13 protein-coding genes and 2 pseudogenes are annotated in these 21,689 nt (G+C 62.6%); 3 read left to right on the forward strand and 12 right to left on the reverse strand.

Annotated features, from left to right (window positions below; translation table 11 throughout):
• Positions 1 to 62: 62 nt before the first annotated feature.
• The 7 genes and pseudogenes from C0V72_RS14025 to C0V72_RS14055 form a co-directional block, all read right to left on the reverse strand.
• A pseudogene (locus C0V72_RS14025) lies at positions 63 to 707 on the reverse strand (IS110 family transposase); the annotation flags it as partial.
• A 226-nt stretch (positions 708 to 933) separates the two neighbouring features.
• On the reverse strand, positions 934 to 1,722 hold the full coding sequence (locus tag C0V72_RS14030) for a hypothetical protein (RefSeq protein ID WP_143704608.1): 789 nt from the start codon (positions 1,720 to 1,722) through the stop codon (positions 934 to 936).
• A 43-nt stretch (positions 1,723 to 1,765) separates the two neighbouring features.
• Positions 1,766 to 3,019, reverse strand: coding sequence for a TolC family outer membrane protein (locus C0V72_RS14035; protein WP_101794767.1), 1,254 nt, complete (start codon positions 3,017 to 3,019; stop codon positions 1,766 to 1,768).
• Positions 3,012 to 5,438, reverse strand: coding sequence for an FtsX-like permease family protein (locus C0V72_RS14040; protein WP_324761545.1), 2,427 nt, complete (start codon positions 5,436 to 5,438; stop codon positions 3,012 to 3,014). Before C0V72_RS14040 ends, C0V72_RS14035 begins: the two co-directional genes overlap by 8 nt.
• 27 nt (positions 5,439 to 5,465) lie before the next feature.
• Positions 5,466 to 7,880, reverse strand: coding sequence for an ABC transporter permease (locus C0V72_RS14045; protein WP_101794769.1), 2,415 nt, complete (start codon positions 7,878 to 7,880; stop codon positions 5,466 to 5,468).
• On the reverse strand, positions 7,877 to 8,554 hold the full coding sequence (locus tag C0V72_RS14050) for an ABC transporter ATP-binding protein (RefSeq protein WP_101794770.1): 678 nt from the start codon (positions 8,552 to 8,554) through the stop codon (positions 7,877 to 7,879). The genes C0V72_RS14045 and C0V72_RS14050 overlap by 4 nt, the downstream gene beginning before the upstream one ends.
• Before the next feature lie 20 nt (positions 8,555 to 8,574).
• Positions 8,575 to 9,846, reverse strand: a complete 1,272-nt coding sequence (locus C0V72_RS14055) for an efflux RND transporter periplasmic adaptor subunit (protein WP_101794771.1) — start codon at positions 9,844 to 9,846, stop codon at positions 8,575 to 8,577.
• A gap of 102 nt (positions 9,847 to 9,948) precedes the next feature.
• Here C0V72_RS14055 and C0V72_RS14060 point away from each other — a divergent pair, with 102 nt between their 5' ends.
• On the forward strand, positions 9,949 to 11,298 hold the full coding sequence (locus C0V72_RS14060) for a sigma-54-dependent transcriptional regulator (protein ID WP_101794772.1): 1,350 nt from the start codon (positions 9,949 to 9,951) through the stop codon (positions 11,296 to 11,298).
• 34 nt (positions 11,299 to 11,332) lie between these two features.
• On the forward strand, positions 11,333 to 12,439 hold the full coding sequence (locus C0V72_RS14065) for a sensor histidine kinase (protein WP_233999962.1): 1,107 nt from the start codon (positions 11,333 to 11,335) through the stop codon (positions 12,437 to 12,439).
• Between the two features lie 192 nt (positions 12,440 to 12,631).
• On the opposite strand, the gene C0V72_RS14070 is transcribed toward C0V72_RS14065, so the two are convergent.
• The 5 genes from C0V72_RS14070 to C0V72_RS14090 form a co-directional block, all read right to left on the reverse strand.
• Positions 12,632 to 14,131, reverse strand: coding sequence for an ABC transporter permease (locus tag C0V72_RS14070; protein ID WP_101794774.1), 1,500 nt, complete (start codon positions 14,129 to 14,131; stop codon positions 12,632 to 12,634).
• Positions 14,128 to 15,054, reverse strand: coding sequence for an ABC transporter ATP-binding protein (locus C0V72_RS14075; RefSeq protein WP_101794775.1), 927 nt, complete (start codon positions 15,052 to 15,054; stop codon positions 14,128 to 14,130). Before C0V72_RS14075 ends, C0V72_RS14070 begins: the two co-directional genes overlap by 4 nt.
• 291 nt (positions 15,055 to 15,345) lie before the next feature.
• On the reverse strand, positions 15,346 to 16,077 hold the full coding sequence (locus tag C0V72_RS14080) for an RES family NAD+ phosphorylase (RefSeq protein WP_101794776.1): 732 nt from the start codon (positions 16,075 to 16,077) through the stop codon (positions 15,346 to 15,348).
• Entirely contained in the window at positions 16,074 to 16,487 is a 414-nt protein-coding gene (locus tag C0V72_RS14085) for an MbcA/ParS/Xre antitoxin family protein (protein ID WP_094472550.1), read from the reverse strand. Before C0V72_RS14085 ends, C0V72_RS14080 begins: the two co-directional genes overlap by 4 nt.
• A gap of 53 nt (positions 16,488 to 16,540) precedes the next feature.
• Positions 16,541 to 20,782 (reverse strand): bifunctional class I SAM-dependent methyltransferase/DEAD/DEAH box helicase, encoded by a 4,242-nt coding sequence (locus tag C0V72_RS14090; RefSeq protein WP_101794777.1) that lies wholly within the window; start codon positions 20,780 to 20,782, stop codon positions 16,541 to 16,543.
• A gap of 332 nt (positions 20,783 to 21,114) precedes the next feature.
• Here C0V72_RS14090 and C0V72_RS14095 point away from each other — a divergent pair.
• Positions 21,115 to 21,589, forward strand: a pseudogene (locus C0V72_RS14095) (nucleotidyltransferase domain-containing protein); the annotation flags it as partial.
• Positions 21,590 to 21,689 lie beyond the last annotated feature (100 nt).

Raw genomic sequence — 21,689 nt, forward strand, 5'->3', positions numbered from 1 at the left:
TCCCGGAAGACCATCCGCCGGGAAATCGATCAGGCCAAGGCGACACCTCGTAAAGCTGGATGTCGCCTTACGGCTCCTGTGAACTGTCCTTCAACAATCTCCTTGTCGAGCAACGCGACCTGCTCGTTCAGTTGCTCGAGCTGCCCGGTCATCACCAGGAACATCGATCGTGCCGCTTCAGGCAGCGATGCGCCGATCTCCTCGCCTTCCTCGAGCAGGCTTGCGAGCACGCTCACATGCGAGGGGCCCTTGGGCGCTACCCATCCGAACTCGGTCAGATGCCCCCTGATCGCATTGATCAGCTGCGTGCGCTGGCGCACCAGCAGATCGCGGGTGCGGAACACCATGCCCGCCGCCTGCTGCTCCTCGGTCTTGATCGCGGCATAGCGCATGCTTGGGCGCTGGGCTGCTTCGCAGATCGCCTCGGCATCAACCGCATCGTTCTTGTTCCGCTTCACGAACGGCTTCACGTAAGCTGGCGGGATCAGCTTCACCTCATGGCCGAGCGACGCGATCTCGCGCGCCCAGTGATGCGACCCGCCGCAGGCCTCAAGCGCGACCACACACCGCGGCTGCGCAGCGAAGAACTCCAGCAGCTTCGCACGGGTCAGCCGCCGGCTGAACACCATCTGCCCAAGCGCATCCGCGCCGTGCGCATGAAAAACAGCCTTCGCAATATCCAACCCGATCGTGCTAACCTCTGCCATGGACGCCTCCTTCTAGTGGTGTTCAACACCTCCACTATGGCACATCGATGCCGTCGGGGGGCGTCCACCCCATCACCCATAATCAGACATTCGAGAGCGCCTCGCCAAATCCCCAAAGCCGACAGGCTGCTATCGCGGAATAGGCACGAAAAGCTGACAGGCAGGAAACAACCTTCTTTAGGACATTAGCCAGAACCGGTCGGTCGCGCCGATTCCGCTCATAGTTCTAAATCAACAAAGAATGCGACCCGCCGTCAAAATCTCGGTAATGGATGGCCCGGATATGGTCAGTTGCAGCCTGCGCAGACTTAAAATTGAGCAGAGGTATCGGAGCCAAGCCAAGCTTGTCCAACTGGGCGAGAGACGTTGAGGCATCTGCTGTGAGCACTTCGATACTTGCCAATTCGGCGGCGCTCTTATGCTCGTTCGATCTTCGATACAGCAAGCCGCAAAATTGTTCGTTCTGCCATGCGTCTGGACTGTCATCGTACTCAATGATGAAGAGGGAAGATATGAAGCCTTGGCCCCTCGAAAACGAGAGGATCGACCAGGGTGGACGTTCGGCAACAGGTGCCTGATGTCGCATAGAAACGTGCAAACTCCAGCCTTGTTTCTTTGCTGCAATCTCCGTGCTCGCGAGATCGGCCTCAATTGCGAGCAATGGTTCGAAAGGAGCTTTCATTTCCGGCCAATCGAATACGTCGATGAAAGGCCCGTTGGAAAACCGGACACCTTCCGACAGCAATTGATCATTCCATCGGAAACCAGGCAGTACTTGGAACCCATGGTCTGTGCTCAACTGACCGACAAGCCGCGATCGATGCGGACATTTGCACACGATGTGGTCCAGTGACATTGGCATCAGATAGCATGATTTTGAAGTTGGCCTACCAAAAGCCGCCAGTCGCCTATCCACCCACAAACGGTCATGAACAGGGTCGATGCGTGATCCCGAAATCCGCATGGCGGCTTTCGGCAGAAGCAGACGTTTTCCTTGATGATCGGGAATGAACAAGTCTGGGTCGTGTGCAGACTACATGCCGAACGGCATGACGCCTTCAATCCCGGTCAACATAAGCCCTACCCGTAAGTCTTCCGACCGCCCGCAGCAGGCGCGCTTCGGCCAGCATGACGTCGCTGCGGCTGCGAGCCACATCCAGCTCGGCCGCGCGCAGGCTTTGCTCGGCGATCAACAAATCGAGCGTGTTGCGCAGCCCGAGTTCGTATTCGGCACGCACGCCGTTGAGAGCGATCTCAGCAGATTGTAGCGCTTGCCGGCTCGCCTCGAGCCGCTGCTGCGCCCCGCGAAGCGATGCCCAGGCCCCGTCAGTCGCCCGGATCGCTTCACGGCGCGCCGCGTCGACCGCAAACTCCTCGGCCCGCGCATTAGCCTGTGCCTCACGGATCCGCGAAGGGACAAAGCCGCCGGTCAAAAGAGGCAATCGGAAAGCAACGCCCACCGTCCCGAAGCGCTCGAACTGTGACGCAATCCCTCCACCGCCCAGACCCGATGCCTGCCCACCCGTTGCCAGCAGATCGAGGTTCGGTGCCCGCTCCGCACGCGCCGCGCCGATCCTTGCTCGTGCCGCAGCAGAAAGCGCGGCCCGTTCCAGCAATCGGGGGTTTTCGGCTTCAGCAATGGTGCGCGCGCTAGCGAGGTCGGGTGGCAATGCCCGGGGCAAGGCTGCGCCGGACTCCAGAACCTCGGGCTCCTGCCCGACCACTGCAAGATAATCGGCGCGGGCCCGGCCCAAGGCAGCCTGTGCATCCGCCAGACTGCCGACAATGCCGGCGCGCTGGGCTTCGAGCTGGGCGACATCGGTGAGTGTTGCCTGCCCGCTGTCGAACCGGACCTGCGCCTCCTCGACCTGCCGATCCAGGCGTTCGATACCGATGCGGGCGATCCTCTCCGCCTCTTGGGCAAATAGGATGTCCGCATAAGCCGAAACGACGGATTCCAGCACCGCGGCCTCGCGCTCGCGCAGCCGCTCGCGGCCAGCATCGACTTCAGCTTCGGCGGTGCGGATGGCAGCCGAGACGCGGCCGCCTGTCCATAGGGGCAGCCTGCTGGTGACGGTCAGGTCGCCGCGGTCGCCTGTGCCGGTTTGCAAGCCTGCGTCCAGTTCGACGGTTGGTCGCCCGGCGGCACGGGCCTGCTCGGGGGCTTCCGCCAGAGCGTCCTGCCTTGCGCCTGCCTCAGCCAGTTCAGGGTTGCTCGCATAGGCGTCGGCGATTGCTTCAACGAGGGTCTGTGCCTGTGCGGGGGCCGCCAAGGCGGTGATCAGCAGGCATAGCGCGGCACGCCTAATCATGACGCAGGGCTTCTGCCGGAGCGATCCTGCTGGCACGCAGCGAATGTGCCAGAACCGTCACGACCGCGATCGTGATGGCGAGGACGCTGGCGGCGATGAAATAGACTGGCGAAAGCGCGATCCTCTCGGAAAAACCGGAGAGCCATTCGCGCATGACGACCCATGCGAGGGGCCAGGCGATTACATTGGCGATGAGAACCGGACGCAGGAACTGCCCTATCAGCAGGCGGACAATCGCGGCGGAGCTTGCGCCTAGCGATTTGCGGATCCCGATCTCCCGTACCCGGCGCGCAGTGTTGAAGGCCGCGAGTCCGTAAAGGCCAAGCGCACCGACGATAACTGCAAGCACAGTTCCGAAAGCAAACAGGCGCGAACGTTGGACGTCGCCTTCAAGATAACGGTTATAGAGCAGCGCATTGACGGAGTTTCCCTCAAAGGGAACGCTCGCTGCACGTTGTTGCCATACAGCCTCGATCCGTTCCACCACGGGTTGCGGATTACCCGAGTGGCGTATGGTCAGCCATGGCGTGAAATCGCCATCCTTCATCAAGGTATAGGCAAACGGCTGAATTTTCTCGGTCGGATCATTGAAATTGAGGTTTTCGATCACACCAACAACCGTGAACACATCGGAGGTTTTGAACTCAGCACCTACGGCATCCTCTGGGTTCACATATCCTAAAGCGTCGGCGGCGGCGCGATTGATGAGGACATTCACCTTCCGTGCCCGGATACGGGTGGCTTGTCCCGACTCTTGAGGAAGCTCGTCTCGGACAGGGGTCACGTCCGCAGGAAACAGATCAGGATTAAACGCCCGCCCTGCAAGCAGGCGGACACCATAGACATTGGCGAAGCTGGGGCCCACGATACCTTCGAGCAGGTCAATCTCGACCGGAACATCGCCGCCCGATGACTTGCTGATGCCGAACGACCCGCCGGTCGGCACCACGCCCGAAATCGCCGTACCCGTTACTCCCGGGATCGCTGCGATCTCCCGGCGGATCGCACCGCGCTGCGCGATATCGAGATTGGGATCCGCGAAGGATGCTATCATGATCAACCCCTCACGCTCATACCCCAGATCGGCCGACTGCAAGTGCCGCGCCTGCGCGAACAGGATCGCGGTGCAGATCATCAGCGCGATGGCGAGTGCGAACTGGATCACCACCAGCGCGGCACGCAGAAAGGCCCCGCGCTTTCCGGTGCCGGGCGAACGGTTGGAACTCAGCACCGCAGCTGGTTGGAAACGGGAGAGCACAAAGGCCGGGTATGCGCCCGCGGCGATCCCCGTCACGAGGATCACCACGACAAGCGGCAAGAGAATGCCCTGCACGCCGATATATTCGACTTTGAGCGAAAGCCCGCCCGCCGCGTTGACGAAGGGCAGCGCAAATTCCGCGAGTGCCAGTCCGGCGATACCGGCCAGCACCGCCGCCGCCAGCGACTCCCCCAGAAACCGTCCGATTAAGCTTGAGCGCAATGCACCCACGACCTTGCGCAGCGCAACCTCCCGAGCCCGCAGATCAGCGCGCGCGGTCGCCAGATTGACGTAGTTGATGATGGCGAGACCGAGCGCAATCAGCCCGAGAACGCCCAGAGTTACGACCACCACGCGATCACGCGGCTCCTTCAGATGTTGGGACGCCAGCGGCACGATGGCCTCGATCACTTTGATGAAATTCTCCGGCCCTCGAAAATTGGGGTCAGGGTGACGCGCGTTGAAGCCCTTCAAGTTGCGCTGCATCGCTGCGGCAGCCCCCGCGTCGGGGAACCGCAGAAAAGTCGTCACACCAGCCGACCCCTCAAAAAAGGGCTCCTGGTCCGGCATCAGGCGGGCCATGATCTGTGGGCGATAGGTCATTGCCACCGGCATGTCCTCGATCACGGCGGCGACCCGCAGAACGCGTTCCTCGGTGCCGAGCACGAGCGTGATCGTCTGCCCAAGCGGATCGCCGGGGCGAAGGTGTTTTGCCACCGCGCTTTTGGTCAAAACAGCACCATCGGGCCGCGCCAAAGCAATCTCGGTGTCTCCCGCAAGGGCGGGTATGGGAAAGAGATCGAAATAGGCCGGATCAACCAGACCGACCTCATCCTTCACTGCCTGCCCGCGCGCCTTCACCGTTGTGTCCGCCGCGATCAGCCTTGCGCCTTGCGTCCCGGGATAATCGGCTTGCAGCAGGTCGAACATGTCGATGCGGGATGGAATCACGACCGGCTCCGCATCGCCGAACTGCAGTTTGCGGTCGACCACCCACACTTTGTCGGCACCGGGCAGGACATTGTCGAAGCTGGTTTCGAACCGCACAAACAGGAACAGGATCAGAAACACCGCGATCCCCAGCGCCAGCCCGCCCAGATTGATCAGGGCAAAACGCGGATGGCGGCTGAAGGAGCGATACAGGGTCACAGCGATGTTCACGACCGACCTCCTGTGTCGAAGCAACGATCAATCATGGCGCAGCGCCCATGCAGGTGCGGCCCGTGCGGCCCGCAGCGATTGGCCCAGCACCGTCAACCCCGCGATCAGCGCCGCCAGCAATCCCGCCCCCAGAAAATAGAGCGGCGACAGCGCGATCCGGTCGTCGAATCCGGCGAGCCAGCGGCTCATGGCAGCCCATGCCAGCGGCCAGGCGATGATGTTTGCGAGCAACACCGGCTGCAGGAACTGCCTCACCAGCAGCCGCACAATATCGCCGCGCGTTGCGCCAAGTGTCTTGCGGATACCGATTTCACGTACGCGCCGCGCGGTGTTGAAAGAGGCGAGGCCCCACAGGCCAACCATTCCGATCAGCACCGCCAGCCCCGCGCCAATCGCGAACAGGCGCGCGGCGCGTTCGTCCTCGGCATATTGTTCGCGCAAGCTCGCAACCCCGGTCTCAGCCTCGAAGGGAAGCTCTCCGGCAACGCTGATCCACGCCTCGCGTGCGGCATCGGTGGTCACCTGCGGGTCACCGTTGAACCGTAATGTTAGCGGGCCGTATCGCGGATCCTGGTAATAGGTGTAATATGTCGGATCGATCGGCTCGCGCGGGGAGAGGAAACGCATATCGTTGACCACGCCGACAATCGTCCAGGGCGGCGCGCCACGGCCAATCTGCTGGCCGATCGCCTCAGCAGGATCCTTGTATCCTAGCGCTCGCAGCAGCAGTGCGTTGATCACGACATTGCGAGGGTCTTCCCACTCGCGTTCGGTCGCGTCGTCCAATCCGTATTCATCGCCGAGGAAGCGGCCTGCAAGGAGCTTGGTACCATAGGTTTCGAAGAACTGCGGCCCGATGGCAACCCGCCGCATTGAGATGGGGGCGCTGCCATCCTTGCTGAACGTATCGACATTGTTCGTGCCGTCGCCGCCGGGAACGCTGTCGCTGAGCGCAACGGAACGAACCGCAGGAATTGCCGCCATCCGTGCGACAATGGCGCGGCGCTGGGTCTCGTCGTCCGCCCAGCCCATCGAGCGGATCAGCAGCAGGCCTTCGCGGTCATAACCTAGATCGGCGCTGCGCAGATGCTGGACCTGGGCGAACAGCACGCCGGTCCCGATCATGAAAGCAATCGCGAGCGCGAACTGCGCAGCAACCAGCGCCTGCCGCAGCCTGGTTCCGGCCTGCCCGCCACCGGGAGCCTTGGCCGATGCGAGCACGCTCGCGGCGGGAAAGCGCGACAGCATGAAGGCGGGATAGGCGCCCGCCACCACGCCGATCACCAGGATCAGCGGCACCAGCGGCAGGATCACTCCCTGTTGGCCAAAATAGTGCAGCGACAGCGACAGCTCGCCCGCCGCGTTGACGAACGGCAGCGCCAGTTCCACGAGCGCTAGCCCTCCTAGGCCCGCCAGCGCCGCGGTGCCAATGGCCTCGGCCAGGAACTGGCGGATCAGCGCCCCTCGATTGGCTCCCAGCACCTTGCGCATCGCCACTTCGCGCGCGCGCAGGGCCGCGCGGGCGGTGGCAAGGTTCACATAGTTCACGATCGCGATCAGCAGCGTCAGCGCCCCGACAATGCCCAGCGTGGTCACTGTCTGCCGGCGGCTGTCCGGTTCGCGCCCCTGCGGGGTCAAGTGCATTTCCGCGATCGGCAGAAGGTTGATGCCGATCTGTTTGCTGGCCTGCTCACCGTAAGCGCTGAGGGCGCGCCGTTCGACGAAGGCATCGGTCCCGGCTTCGAAGCGCGCGGCTTCCTCCGGGGTTGAGAAGCGCAAGAAGGTCTGGACCGATGTGCTCCCCCAATTGCGCCACCACGGGTTTTCGATGTCGTCCGGCAGGCGGGTCAGCATGGTGAAATCAAGCTCGCTGCTGGGCGGCAGATCCTCGAACACCCCGGCAATCCTGAGCGGCCGGATCTCGCCATCGATGTTGACCGTGATGCTCTGGCCGACCGCTTCAGCTGTGCCGAAGAAGCGCGCGGCGATTTCACGCGACACCAGCACGTTCGCCGGATCAGCCAGCGCCCCTCGCCCCGTCCCCGTCACCATCGGCAGCGCGAACAGGTCAAAGAAGCTGTTGTCCACCCGCTTCAGCTGCTCGGCCGTGGCGAGGCCATTCTCGATCACGGATGCGCCGACAGGTTCAATCCGGGTGCCGACGATGCCGGGGAAATCCTCGCGCAATTGGTCGAGCAGACCACCCATTGTGTAGTGATGCCGACCGCTGAAGGGCTGGTCGGGTACGCGCGAGTCCGTCTGCACCAGATAGACGTCCTCGTAACCCGGCAACCACCGTTCAAAGCTGGTTTCAAACCGCACGTAAAGACCGAGCACTATGATCGTGGCAATGCCGATGGCGAGCCCGCCGATATTGAGCGCCGCGTAAACCCGGTGCCGCGTCAGCGACCGGTAGAGCGAAAGGAGCGCAAAGCTGTTCATAGCGCACGCACCGCCGACGCGATGATCCGCCCGTCGAGCATGTCAATCCGGCGCTTGGCCATGTCGGCATGGCTGGGCGAGTGCGTGACCATCACGATGGTGGAACCGCTGTCATTGAGCGTCGTGAGGATGTTCATCACCTGCTCGCCATTGGCGGTGTCGAGGTTGCCGGTCGGCTCGTCTGCCAGGATCAGCTTGGGATCGCCCACTATGGCGCGGGCAATTGCAGCACGTTGTTGCTGTCCGCCGGAAAGCTGATGCGGGAAGTGGCGGGCGCGGTGGGCGATGCCGATCCGGTCCATCGCGGCCGCGACCCTCGCCTTGCGATCGCCTGCATCCTTGCGATAGGCGAGGCCCAGCGCGACGTTCTCCTCAATCGTCAGTTCGTCGATCAGATTGAAGCTTTGGAACACGAAGCCGAGCGAGGCTGCGCGGAACTGCGCAAGGTCGCTTTCCGGCAATTGTGCCAGATCGCGCCCGCCGAACAGGTATTGCCCGGACGTGGGCCGGTCGATGGTGCCGAGCGTGTTGAGCAGGGTCGATTTGCCGCAGCCCGAAGGCCCCATGACCGCCACAAACTCGCCTTCGGCAATGGCGAGATCGATCCCGGCCAGCGCGGTCGTCTCGACCTCGTCCGACCGGTAGCGTCGTTCGATCGCCTGCAATTCGATCATGTCATTCTTCCTCTTTGGACCTAGCGGATGTTCAGCAGATCGCCTTCGACCTGCGAAAGATTGGTGGTAATGATGACCTCGCCCGGTTTGAGCCCGGACAGGATTTCGACCTGACGCGGATTGCGCCGACCGACTGTGATGGTGCGGCGGCGCGCCTGGGCACCATTGGCATCGAGCACGAAGACACTATTGCCGCCCTCGGTAAGCCAACCGCCCATCGGGACAACCAATGCGCGGGTGGCGGCCCCCAGCTGGATGCGGACATCGAGTGTCTGGCCGCGATTGAGCCGCGCCTTGACGGAGCCCTCGAAAGCCAATTCCACGCGGAAGCGGCCGGTGCTGACCGTTGGCAGAACCTTGGCGACGACCAGTTTCTCGCCATCCGCAGTCTGGCCGGTCTGGCCGGTCTGGCCGGTCTGGCCGGTCTGGCCGGTCTGGCCCGCGCGCAAGCGGCCAAGGTAGAATTCGTCAACCTCGGCAACGAGCTTCCATTCGCTTTCGCTGTCGATCTGTCCGGCCGGGTCGCCCGCGGCGAGGGTTTGGCCGGGTTGCAGCGTGAAATTGGTCAGCCTTCCGCTGCGCGGCGCGCGGATCGTGAGGGCATCGAGGCTCTCGCGCAGCGCGCCGAGCGTGCTTTGCAGCCTTCCACGCGTCTGATCGAGCATCGCCCCTTGCGCAGCAGTGAAACGGCTCTCGGAGGCCAGCCCCCGCTTGAGCTCGTCGACCCGGCCGCGCTGGAATTCGACTTCGGCAACGTAGCGCTGGATCCCCGCGTCCGACAGAAAGCCGCGTTCGTGCAATTGCCGCCGGGCATCATATTCGCGCGTGGCCTCGACCAGATCATACTGTGCCTGCGACAGCTGCGCCCTGCGGTCTGCCTTACTGCGAGCAATGCCAAGGTTCTCACTGGCGACTCCGCCAAGCTGGCTGGCGATCTGGGCTTCCTGGGTCATCACCTGCAGGCGCAATTCCGGATTGGCGAGTTGTGCCAGCGGCTGCCCCTGCGTGACCAGTGCACCATCTTCCACCAGCAGGGTTTCCACCTGTCCGCCGCTCATGACTCCTACCAGCGTCGTCACCGCAGGCGCAACCTCGGCGCGCACCGGCAGATAATCCTCGAAGCTGGCGAGCTCTGCAGGGCCCGTAACTATGCTATCGGCCCGAATGTCAGCGGATCCGCTGGCAGGAACGACCGACCACAGAGCGGCCCCCACCAGAATAACGACGACCGCAATGATAAAGCCGCGCCGCAACCACCATTTGCGACGCTTGGGAGCGATCGCACGGTCCATCCCGTCTCCCGATGGCGGAGGCGAAGAAAGATTTGCGTCAGAACCGGTTTCGTCCATCATGATTGCACTATCGCTCAACCATGCTGAATTACCTAAACCATTATGAACACTAATGATTCCTGCCCCGCCGCGAATGCCAAACGTTCAGGTTCGGACACTCTGTTCGGTTCCGGACAGTCGGATCGCGCGTCAAGTCCCACAGCGCGCTCGATTCTGCTGATCGACGACAATGATGATGTCGCCCGCGCTGTCGAAATCGCTTTCCGCATGGCGGGGCACAGCGTCGCGCGCGCTGACACTGCGCAGGATGCCTATTCGCAGCTGGCCCTGTGCCGGTTCGATGCGATCATTCTCGACCTCAACTTCACGCCGGGGAAAACCGACGGGTCGGAGGGACTGGCGTGCCTAGACCGCATTCTGGCTGACGATCCGGGTGCGTGCGTGGTGCTGCTGACCGCGCATGGCGGCGTCCGCATCGCCGTCACCGCGATGCAAGCGGGCGCGCGCGATTTTGCCGTTAAGCCTTGGAGCAATACGGATTTGATTTCCAAGGTGGAGGCCGCGATTGCCCGGGCGCCCACCGCAAGCGCCGGTTCATCGCACCCGGCAAGCCAGATTGGCGAGGATCGCACAATCCATCCTACTCAACCTGCTATTCTTCTTGGCGAATGTCCCGCTATCGCGGCTTTGCGCGATTTGATTCACCGGATCGGACCGACCGACGCCGGCGTCACGATCACCGGGCCATCCGGCAGCGGCAGGAGCCTCGCCGCCATCGCCCTGCACGCATCATCAGCCCATGCGTCACAAGATGCAGTATGGGTCGACCTGCGAGACGCTGCGCAGTGGGCGCAATTTGCTGAGATTCGCGGCACGCTCATCCTGCGACACGCGGATCGCCTGAACGAGATCGCGCAGCAACGCCTGCTCTCCGCGCTTCCGCCGCGTGCGCGCCTGATCGCCATTGTCGATGATCTGGGCCTGACTGTCCCGGCGCTGCGACGGCAGATCGCCGTGGTCGAACTGAGGGTTCCGCCGCTCGCCGAGCGCGGTGAGGATGTGGTGCTGCTCGCCCGGCATTTCCTGCGCCTCGCGGCCGAACGGCATGGCCGCCCGCTGCTTCCTCTCAGTGAGGGAGCAGTGGACGCGATCCGGGCGGCGCGCTGGGTCGACGAGGTGCGCGGTCTTGCGTTGGCGATCGAGCGGGCGGTTTTGCTGGCAGATGGAGACATGATCGGACCGGAGGCTTTCGCCGCGGCTACTCATCCCCTCACCGCCGCCGCGCAGGATGGTAGTCCGGTTTCTTCGGCGAAATTCGACCTCGATCAGACCGAAAAGGCTCTGATCCAGGCTGCGCTGCGCGAATACGGGCATAATATCAGCCATGCGGCACAAGCACTCGGGCTCAGCCGGGCAAGTCTCTATCGCCGAATGGAACGCCATGGCCTCTAGTCGCGGCGCGCGGGCCGTCGGTCTCGGGACAGGAATGGCGCTCTGCGCCATCGCGGCCACCCTGGCATGGCAAGCAGGCATGTGGGGAGCGTTTACCCTGTCGCTGCTGGTGACGGCTGTGTTCGGCACGTCGCTTTACGCGCTGGCAGCGCGTTGGCCGGTCGCAGCCGCCAGCGCCGCCGATCCGGGCCCGGGCCAAGCGCATGCCGAGACCGGCGTCTTGCTCCACAGGCTCCTGCTCGATGCGGCCCCGACCCCGCTGGTCGCGCTTCATCACGATCACGCGCGCGCGCTCAACCGCGCCGCGCGGCAGATGTTCGGGACCGACGCGCGCATTCTGCCGATCCCCGGCAGCCTTGCCGACGAAGCCGCCACCCACCTGCATCACGAAGGGCGCCGCTGGCGCATCGACCGGATGCGAGCAGATGGCGACCCGGCGGTATCGGCGGTTGTCGCCCTCGTTGATGTCGAGAGCGAAGCCAGCCTTGCCGAGGCCCGCGCGAGCGCCGTGCTGATTGATGTGCTGGGCCACGAACTGCTCAACGGCCTCGCGCCGATCGTGTCGCTGGCCGATAGTGCGCAGATGGCCGCTGATGCCGAACCGGTCGATAATGCATTAGTGCGGGAGATCCTCGGCCCGCTTAAGCGGCGCGCAGAAGGTCTCGAGCGCTTTGCACGGGCCTATCGCGAATTGGCGCGGTTGCCCTCCCCCACCATGAAGCAATGGAATGTCGGGGAATTCCTGCATGACCTGCGGCAGGGTTTCGTCCGTCAATGGCCGACGATCGAATTAGTTGTCGAAGCCGACCAAATGTCTGCATGGCAGTTTGACCGGGACCAGCTTTATCAGGCGGTGTGGGCCTTGCTGCACAATGCTGCCGAAGCAGCCAGCCAGGCATCATCGGCACGCGTCAGCTTGTTATGCCGTTTAGAGGGCCAGCGTCTCGCTCTTGAGATTGCTGACAGCGGAAATGGGATTGTTCCCGGGAGCGCGGACCATATTTTCCGGCCGTTTCACACGACGAAGCCGGATGGGTCAGGGATCGGCCTTTCGCTCGCTCGACAGATCGCCCGGGCTCACGGCGGGACGGTAGATCTCGTTGGAGCTAGGCCGACGCGGTTTCGGCTTACACTGGCTTGAATGTGCGGTCCCGAAAGCCGCTGTGCAGCTTCAACGGTCTTCTCGCCACAAGCGGAAATTCGCAGAACGACCCCTAAACGGTCATAAGCGGGTTCGATGGGCTATCCCGAAATCAGAATGGCGGCTTCGATGCTTTCGTAGCGGAATTCGTCTCTTGGCCCCCATGCCGGCATCGCGCGTTCACACAGCTGGCTAGCCCGCATCTGGGGTTCGCCTCAACCGTTGCATCACTTTAGCCAGCGTCGGTTTTTGCCCAGTCGCCAGCAGGCTGGCGCGGAACAATCGACCCACGAGGACAAGTTCAACCACGATTGCCAATCCAAGCACCACGCCGGAACCAACCAGTTCCCATGCCTCGATCCCTGACCCCAATCGAGCCAGCACTGCAAAGGGCGTCCACAACGGCACCCAAGTAAAGATTTGGACCATGATCCCGTCATTCCCGGCAATCACCGCCTGCAAGAGGAAGGTGATCGGTAGCAGGATTGCAAAGAGTACTGGCATCATGAAGCCCTGTGCCTCACTCATTGAATCCGCCATTGAGCCGATTGCGACGAAGATCGCCGAAACCATGATGTAACCGGCTAGAAAGAAGAAGGTGATGGCCACAATAATGCCGGGCGACGAGATCGGCTCCAACGCTGGCCGTATCATGTCTGCGATCGCACCTTGTGTCGCATAGGCGGCCACTCCGGCGCAGCCCACCCACACCGACAGCATCATCAACCCTACGACAAGACCGCCTAGCAGCTTGCCATACATCAGTTCCTCGGGGCTGATACAGGCGAGCAGGCTTTCAATCAGCTTGTTCGAGCGTTCCTCTACGGAACCCTGCAGCATCCAGCTGCCCGACAGGATCAGGCTCATCATGAGAATATAGGAAAGCGCTATCGGTACGGCCGAACGCACCAAAAGAACTTCACGTGCACCGCCTCCGGGTGGGGGCGAGTCGATGGTGATGGTCGGCGCTATAGTCTGAACCAGCGTCGCGCGCTCCCCGGTGACTCCATCCTCAGCCAGGAGGCGGGTCCGCAAGTCGGCTGTCAGCACCTCTTGCAGCGTAGAGATGAAGCTCCCCCGAACATCGTCCGCTGAATAGATCCCGATTTTGCCATCTGCCGGATAAGCTTCGGGAATTATCACGATGATTTCAGGGTTTGTATCGTCGGGATCATCAGCGAACAGGCCGCGCGCGGCGGCAGCGAAGGCATCACCCTGTGCAGACAACAATGCGGGCGGCGGAGGGGCAAACCGGTAATCGTGGTTCGGAATCTCGAACCGGGGAACACCGTCGGGCCGCACCGTCTCGATTTTTGCCAGCGCGGCTTCAATCCCGCCGCTCGCCTCGAACGCGGCGAGGTCCTGAGGCGTGTACCAACGGTCCCGCTGGGTCCACGGAGCAGCCCTGTCGGCACCCTGAAGATCGTAGCGTTGCGCGTAGCGCGACAGTTCACGCAGCAGGTATCGGGTTTCGTCGGCCGTGAAACGCGCCTCCAGCGCATTAGCCGCGCCCGCGCCCGAACGGTCGACGACGGTAACACGCGTCGGATCTGTGTCCGCAAGAGTTTCTCCCAGAAGCGGACCGAGCGCCAGCGCCACTGGCAGGATCAGCAACGTCAGCCAGAAGCTGCGCATCTTGAGAATCTGAGCCATCTCACGCCGGGCAACCAGCAGAATGTTGGCAGAGTTCATGGCTTGACCTCCTCGGGCCCGACAAGCTGGACAAAGACATCGTGCAAGCTCGCCTGCCGGTGGTCCCAGCGCCGCAAGGCGATCCCCTGCGAGGAGCAGTGCTCCAGCACCGCGCCTGGATCGGTTCCGGGCGCAAGGGTCAGCGACCATTCGCGCCATTCTTCGCCCTCCACTCCTTCCGCAGACGCGGCGACTGCAGACATCACCCCGGGCAGGGCTGACAGATCGGTCCTGGTAATCGCGATGAGAGTGGCGGGCAAATGCGCGCGGGCTTCTGTGATCGTGCCTTCGAACCGCTTGCGCCCTCTCCTGAGCAGCAGAAGCCGGTCACATAGTCGCTCGGCGTGCTGCATCACGTGGGTCGAAAAGATCACAGCCGCACCGCGTCGGGCTGCGCGCAAAATCTCGTTTTCAAGAAGGCCTTGGTTGACCGGATCGAGACCGGAAAACGGCTCGTCGAGCATCAGCAGTTCCGGCTCGTTAATCAGCGCTGTCGCCAGCTGCACCTTCTGCGCCATTCCCTTCGACATGTCGCCGATCTGGCTTTTGGCCCGATCCGCCAAATCGAAGCGTTCGAGCAGTTCCATCCCCCGGCTGCGGGCAAGCGGTTCGCGCAACCCCTTAAGCCGCCCGAAATAGACGATCGTGTCGATCGCCGACATCCCCGAATAAAGCCCGCGTTCCTCAGGCAAAAATCCAATCGCGGACGTTGCACGGCGATCCGGCGCTGCCCCAAGGACTTTGATCGTGCCCGATGTCGGGCGGATGATATCGAGTACCATGCGCAAGGTCGTTGTCTTGCCTGCGCCGTTGCCTCCGAGAAAACCGAAGATCTCACCGGACGAAACAGAAAAGGTAAGATCATCGACCGCAAGCACCGTGTCGAAGCGCTTTGCCAAATGGTGGATTTGGAGGACTGACATGAGGAACGGCTCGGCTTTCTCTGGTAGGTCACCGCTAGCAAGGCGTCGAGAACGCTGATCGCAAGCAAGTTAGCGAAAGCCTTGTAATTTCTTCGCACAAGGCCGCAAGATACATCTGTTGCTGCGACACACGACAGACAAGCCGCCGTTCCTGTTTCCACCCACTTGCGGTCATGAGCACGGTCGCCGTGTGATCCCGAAAGCCGCCTGGCGGCTTCCAGCGGAAGCAGACGTTCATTGCTATGATCGTGAACGACCGAGTTTGGGTCGAGAGCTGCCAATCTTCAGCACTCAGTCAATGCTCGGCAAATCTACAACTCGGAAAACAGACCCGGATCCGGCATCGCGGACAAGGTCAACGCGCTGGCCATCCCAGTGATAGTCGAGGTGCCGCCCCTGGAGGGGATTTGACGCGCAGTCGGGATAGAAGAGCGCAACGCATTCCCCAGCCGGATGCCGGATGCTCGGGTAGGCAATCCCGTCAGCTCCCGCGCCCATAAGGTGCCGTGCGAGAGCTTGTGAGGCAGCATAGTTATCGGGATCGAGCGCCGAATCCGGCGCACCCGCCAGAGCTCGGAGATCATGCAGGTCTGCATCAACCGACATGACGATTTCGCGGAACTGCGAGGTCCATCCCGGCGCTTCCCGGGTTCGCGCCATGAACCGGGAATGATGGTGGATTGTCTCGAACAGCGCAGTCTCGAACCGATCCCCGACGTAGAGAACACCGTAACTGCCATCGGTAAAGCGGCTTGGCCTGTCGGTGCTGACGTGGGTGAATGGCGCCATGAGATAGGAGGCGCCGTTGCCGCCGACGCGCCGGTCGACTGGAACGAGGTCAAGATTGCCAATCGTCGTCATGATGCGGGGATTGGTCTTCTGCTCTGCCGAAATCAGCAGCGGCCAGCCGGCTGGATCGGCGATGTCCTCGAACAGATCAATCGGCGGAAAGGCACTCCGGATGATCTGAACAGCGCCCTTCCACTCAACTCTAGAAACGGGGATATCCGCCGCTTCGCTCACCAGCCACCGCGCTCGGCGTCGAGGTAGCGACGCACCCGCATAATGTCGGTCAGCTCGCCTCCCAGCATCACGTCGAGCGCACTGGCTCCGCCGAACGCTTCATTCGCTGCTCTGATCCAAGAATACCCGCGGGTGGCCTCCGAGAAGATGATCCGAAGCGCCTTGTGGATGCCCATGAGGTTGGAGAGACGCGCACGCCCATCGCGCGAGACGCGTCCCGGCCCTTCCGCCTTCCAGCGGCGATACGAGCGCACCGGCATGTCGAGCAGGGTTGCCGCCTGCTCGTCGGTCAGCTCCCATTTGCCGAACAGATTGAGGACTGCCCGGAACATGGCAGCTGCCTCGTCCTGCGTAATCGGATCGGGTCGGAAGGCGGTAACAGCAGTATCAACAGGTTGCAGAGCCAGCATGGCAGTTCTCCATATGGCAGTATATACGCCCAATAATGCCATTTGGCAAATAGCTATGCAGGGGATGTCAGTCTGGCAATTACGCTCGCTGCGCCATCGATCGGGACAAATAGCCGGGTCTGGTAGCGGATGATCTCGGTGAAGCAGCCTTGCGCCTTGTACCAGTCGAGCCGAGCAGCACTCCATCCCATAAGTTCAATTCGCTGCGAACCATTGACCAGACTGCGTTTGACCATGAGCTTCTCGCGGCCCGCGAATTCCATGGCGCGGCCCGTCGCCAAGACGGTCTGGACAATGTCGTCGGTGGAAAGGGTCTGTTCCCGTTCGAGACCCAGCGCCCGGCACAGTTCGGGCACGCAATGGACAGGAACCTCACGGCCTAGCAACGAGCGACCATCCGCCGCCGAGATGCGACTGACCCTCACGAAATCCGATGGCAGCTTGTCCCAGACCGGGAGCAGGAGACCCGTCGCAAGATAGAGGCGCTCGCGCTTGTGGCTCGTCCTCGCCTCTTCCACTTCGGCGGCCCACGCCTCGCGGAAAGCGCCGATGGCAATGTCCTCCCAGCTGCTTTCCGCCAACTGATCCTCGGTGATGTGATTGCGCCCCAGCGGACGCAGCAACTCGAAGCGGGTCACGCGCGTGCCGTCATCCGCAAGAATACTGCGAGCGGGCACAATCAGCGCGACCCGGCCCGAGCGGGCGTTCCGAACTGGCCGCTGCCGTTGCCCCGCGAGGCCGTGAACCTCCTCGAGCCGCTTTAGCGTGAGCGGCTTCAGAGCTCTGGCGATTTCCAGTTCGAGGAGATGGGTCGTCGTGCCCGATGCCGGATCGGTGCGCAGCAACGTGTCCGACAGGACCATGAAGTCTGCGACTGCGATGGTCTCGAGGCCGAGATCGAGCGTGCCGGCCTGCCTCGCGGCATCGATGCGCGCTTCGACCAGCCCCATGAATTCATCGAAGATCGCGTTCTGCAGGGCAATGGGAAGCGCCAGGATGCGATTGAGCCACCGCTGGATCGACGGCAGATCATCGACCATCGAACCATCAGGCGCTTCGATCCGGAGACCTGTCAGCTCCTGGAAGCGTTCGAGGCTGACCGCCTCAAGCTTGCCGGTGAACAAGAGGCCGAACCAGCGATGAAGCGCCTCCTTGGCGTAGATGCTTTCGAGATTGTCGGCCGGATCGAACAGGTTCTGTCCGCCGGTCTGGCGCTGCCCACGCGTCAAGGCACCGAGGCTGTCGAGCCGCCGCGCGATCGTCGAGATGAACCGGCGCTCGCCGCGCACATCGGTGGTCACCGGCCTGAACAGCGGAGCGGATGCCTGATTGGTGCGATTGGTGCGGCCGAGGCCCTGGATTGCGGCGTCAGCCCGCCAGCCCGGCTCGAGCAGGAAGTGGACGCGGCGCGCCTGGTTCCTCACGGCCAGATCGGCGTGGTAGCTGCGCCCCGTTCCCCCGGCATCGGAAAACACCAGAATGCGCTTGGCGCCGTCCATGAAAGCCTGCGTTTCGGCAACGTTGGCGCGTGGCGAGCGCGATTGGAGTTTCTGACGACCGTCATGGCCGATGATGAGCCGGCGCGTCCGGCCAGTGACTTCCGCCACCTGGTCGACGCCGAAGCGTTCGATGATGGCATCAAGCGCGGTGGCAATCGGCGGCAAGGCGCAGAGCTGTTCGATCATCCGGTCGCGTGCGGCGAGTGCCGATCGGCACAGTAGTGGCGCGCCGAGCTCGTCGCTCATCGGCTCGGAGCGAGGATTGCCGTTTTCGTCGGTGAAGACGGCCATCAGCCGGACTGGAAAGCTCTTGGCCAGATAGTCGATCACATATTCGCGCGGGGACAGGTCGATCTCCAGCGCTTCGCGCTCCGCGTCAGACAGGTCGGCGAGCCGGCGGTTGAGCATGGCTTCTGCGGTCGAGACCAGCTGGACGACCACAGCGTAACCATCGGCAATCGCCGTATCGATCGCAGGCAGCAGGCTGGGGAGCTTCATCGACAGAAGGAGCTGCGCGAAGAAGCGCTGCTTGGTTCCCTCGAAGATCGATAGCGCTGCCGACTTCGCACCCGAGTTGAGCGTCCCGCCGGTCTCGCTGTCGACGATCCGCGTGGCTTCCAGCGCTTCGCGTAGGTTAGCGTGGATGATCGCCCAAGCCTCGGCATAGGCATCGTAGACCGCGATCTGGTCCTCGGTCAGGCAATGCTCGAGGATTTCATATTCGACGCCTGCAAAGGAGAGCGCACGCGCGGTGTAGAGGCCGAGCGACTTGAGGTCCCGCGCCACCAGTTCCATCGCGGCGATGCCGCCATCGCGAATGTCTGCCACGAAGGCCTCGCGGTTGGCGAAGGCGGTCTCCGGACCCCAGAGCCCGAGGCGCGTCGCATAGGCCAAGTTGTTGACGTCGGACGCGCCGGTTGCCGAGGCGTAGAGCACCCGTGCCCGGGGGAGGAGGTTTTGCAGGCGCACCCCGGCAATGCCCTGCTCCGATCCTTTGACCTTGCCGCGAGAGCCTTCGCCACCAGCAGCGTTGGCCATGGCGTGCGCTTCGTCGAACACGATCACGCCTTCGAAATCATCGCCGGCCCAGGCGAGTATCTGGTCAAGGCGCGTTGCGTCGGTTCGACCCGAACGCATGGTCGGATAGGTGACGAAAAGGATCCCGTCGCGCATGGCGATGGCGGTGCCCAGCTTCCAGGACGCCAGTGGCTGGATGTCGATCGGGAGGCCGCCAAGCGCGGCCCAGTCACGGCGCGCGTCTTCCAGCAGCGCCTCGTTCTTCGAAATCCAGATATGGCGGCGTTCCCCGCGCACCCAGCGATCAAGAATGACGCCCGCAACCTGACGCCCCTTCCCGGCACCTGTTCCGTCCCCAAGGAAATAGCCTTGCCGGTAGGTCTGGCCTTCTGCCGACGCCTTGAGCGAACAGCCTTTGTCCTCGGGCTCGAACCGGCCGGGAAGGTCGCGCGCATGAGCGCTTGCAGCATAGATCAGCGTCTCTGCCTGAGCAGCAGACAGCAGTCCCTTGGCCATCAGCCCGTCGGGAAGCTGCGGCACTGTGTCGGGCTTGGGTGCCGATATCGACCCCATGGCGACGGACTCTACGAGCGGCGTCGGATGCCCGGCCGCGCCATCGATCACGATCCTGCTCGGGCGATAGGGCAGATAGTGGCCGGCCTGAAGGGCAAGCGGCGCAGGGGTTTCGAGCGACACGTAGGTGAGCGGCTTGATGGCGGAGGCTGCAGGAGTGATCCTTGCTGGTGTCGGCATCGGCCTGCGCGGCGCGGCGACCAGACGAAATGGCGCACAGGCCGGAAGGCTAGATTTTTCGGGAGCGGCCTCGAGGCTGGCGCGAGCCGGCACGGCATCGACAAGATCGGTCAGCTGGTGAAAGTCGTTAGTGCGGATCGCGACTGGCTCGTCAGAGCTTTCCACCTTATCGAGTACCAGCAGCCGCGTGGTGATCCCGGTGCCATTTTTGATGAAGGCACGTTCGACAGCAGCATTGAGCCGCAGCGAGATCGGTCCCTTCAGCCCTGCAAGGAACCTGCCGCAGTCGAACCATTCGGGCATGATCGCGACAAGTCGACCACCGGGGGCAAGGCGGCTCCAGGCCGATCGTAGATGCCTCGCCCCGGTGCGGCCATCGTGGCCCCGCTCGACGCCGTGAGAATAGGGCGGGTTCATCAGCACGACGTTCGGGATGACGGCTACATCGAGCAGCTCATCGATCAATTCGGCGTCGTGTCCGGTCACACGGGCAGCCGGGAACTCGGCACTCAGGCAATCGCGACGCAGCGGCGAAATCTCGTTGAGGGCAAGGCGCGTGCCGGCTTTGGCAGCCCAGACCGCGAGCATGCCCGTACCGGCTGAGGGTTCCAGCACAAGCTCGTCGTTTGCCAGCGCGCAGGCGCGGGCAGCGAGCCAGGCAAGTCGCGGCGGCGTTACGAACTGCTGCCATTCGATCTGCTCGTCGCTGCGGTTGGTCTGGGTCGGAACTCGGGCATCGAGGCCGCAGAAGTACTGTTCCGCCTCGTCGATCGGGCTCGTGAGCTGGAGCTGATCAGAGACTTTCAGGTATTGAACCTGTGCCAGCTCAAGAGCTGCGTGAGCATCACGAACGGACCAACGCCCGAGAGCATCGCTGCCCCCGAAGTGCTCAGTCATGATACACGTTACGTCGCTGCGTGACAGCGCGCGGCCCGCCGCTAACTGCAATGCCATTGCTTTGGCTGCTGTCACCACAAGCGGCGGAGATGGTGGATCGAATGCAAAAGCGAGAGAAGAATTGGACATGGGGAACCTCCTGATGAGGTCCTGCGCCTCGCAGACCTCAATGAGCCGAAGGCACTCTCCCCTCTAATCGCAGCGCCAAACCGCTGCTGTTGCGCCGACCAAGGCAAGGTTGGACTGGAGGTCCATCACTCGCCAGGCAAGATTTGCCATTGGTATGCCTCAAATCCTCGTAACCGTAGGATCGCCCTACCCAGTTCTTGGTATTGACCGAATTCACACCGGCGATGGGACTCGCGCAGTGACGTGGATGCATCCTGCTTATTCTCACCGATGCGAATGATGGTCGCCGGAGAGGTGCAAGTTGCTCGACAGCTTGCTAGACTGGCCGAACGATGCGCACCGACATTGATCATTTGCCCCCACAAAAGCAGCGCGAGCTTGAGCGCGTGGTGCAGCTGATCTTCGAGGAGTTCGACGACGCCTTCGCGCTCGCCAAATCACGAGTGGAAGAAGGCCGGGCGCATCCTCAAGGTCATCCTCTACGGGAGCTATGCGCGCGGCACCTGGGTCGATGAGCCCCACACCGCCAAGGGCTATCGTTCCGACTTCGATCTGCTGATCATTGTCAGCGACAAGCGGCTCACTGACCGGGTCAAGTACTGGTCCAAGCTCGATGAGCGGCTGATGCGCGAGTATGGTGTGACCGGCACGCTTCAGACGCCGGTCAACTTCATCGTCCACACCCTGCAGGAGGTGAACGACGGACTCGCCCACGGGCGCTACTTCTTCATGGACGTGAAGGCCGAGGGGATCGCGGTCTACCGCTCCGACGATACCGAACTCCACACGCCAAAACCCAAGACTCCGACAAGTGTCAATGGACACCCAGTGTTACGAGCTAAGGCGACACCCAGTGTTACGAGGTGTCTCGTTGTGACCGTGCGATGATTTCAGGGGCGGGGAGCAT

The sequence above is a fragment of the Porphyrobacter sp. TH134 genome (assembly GCF_002855495.1).
In the GTDB taxonomy this organism is placed as follows: domain Bacteria; phylum Pseudomonadota; class Alphaproteobacteria; order Sphingomonadales; family Sphingomonadaceae; genus Erythrobacter.

Excerpts from the sequence above, each read along its gene's own strand:
- C0V72_RS14035 (WP_101794767.1), bottom strand. The coding sequence starts at position 3,019 with ATGATTAGGCGTGCCGCGCTATGCCTGCTGATCACCGCCTTGGCGGCC.
- C0V72_RS14045 (WP_101794769.1), bottom strand. The coding sequence starts at position 7,880 with ATGAACAGCTTTGCGCTCCTTTCGCTCTACCGGTCGCTGACGCGGCAC.
- C0V72_RS14050 (WP_101794770.1), bottom strand. The coding sequence starts at position 8,554 with ATGATCGAATTGCAGGCGATCGAACGACGCTACCGGTCGGACGAGGTC.
- C0V72_RS14055 (WP_101794771.1), bottom strand. The coding sequence starts at position 9,846 with ATGGACCGTGCGATCGCTCCCAAGCGTCGCAAATGGTGGTTGCGGCGC.
- C0V72_RS14060 (WP_101794772.1), top strand. The coding sequence starts at position 9,949 with ATGAACACTAATGATTCCTGCCCCGCCGCGAATGCCAAACGTTCAGGT.
- C0V72_RS14065 (WP_233999962.1), top strand. The coding sequence starts at position 11,333 with ATGGCGCTCTGCGCCATCGCGGCCACCCTGGCATGGCAAGCAGGCATG.
- C0V72_RS14070 (WP_101794774.1), bottom strand. The coding sequence starts at position 14,131 with ATGAACTCTGCCAACATTCTGCTGGTTGCCCGGCGTGAGATGGCTCAG.
- C0V72_RS14075 (WP_101794775.1), bottom strand. The coding sequence starts at position 15,054 with ATGTCAGTCCTCCAAATCCACCATTTGGCAAAGCGCTTCGACACGGTG.
- C0V72_RS14085 (WP_094472550.1), bottom strand. The coding sequence starts at position 16,487 with ATGCTGGCTCTGCAACCTGTTGATACTGCTGTTACCGCCTTCCGACCC.
- C0V72_RS14090 (WP_101794777.1), bottom strand. The coding sequence starts at position 20,782 with ATGTCCAATTCTTCTCTCGCTTTTGCATTCGATCCACCATCTCCGCCG.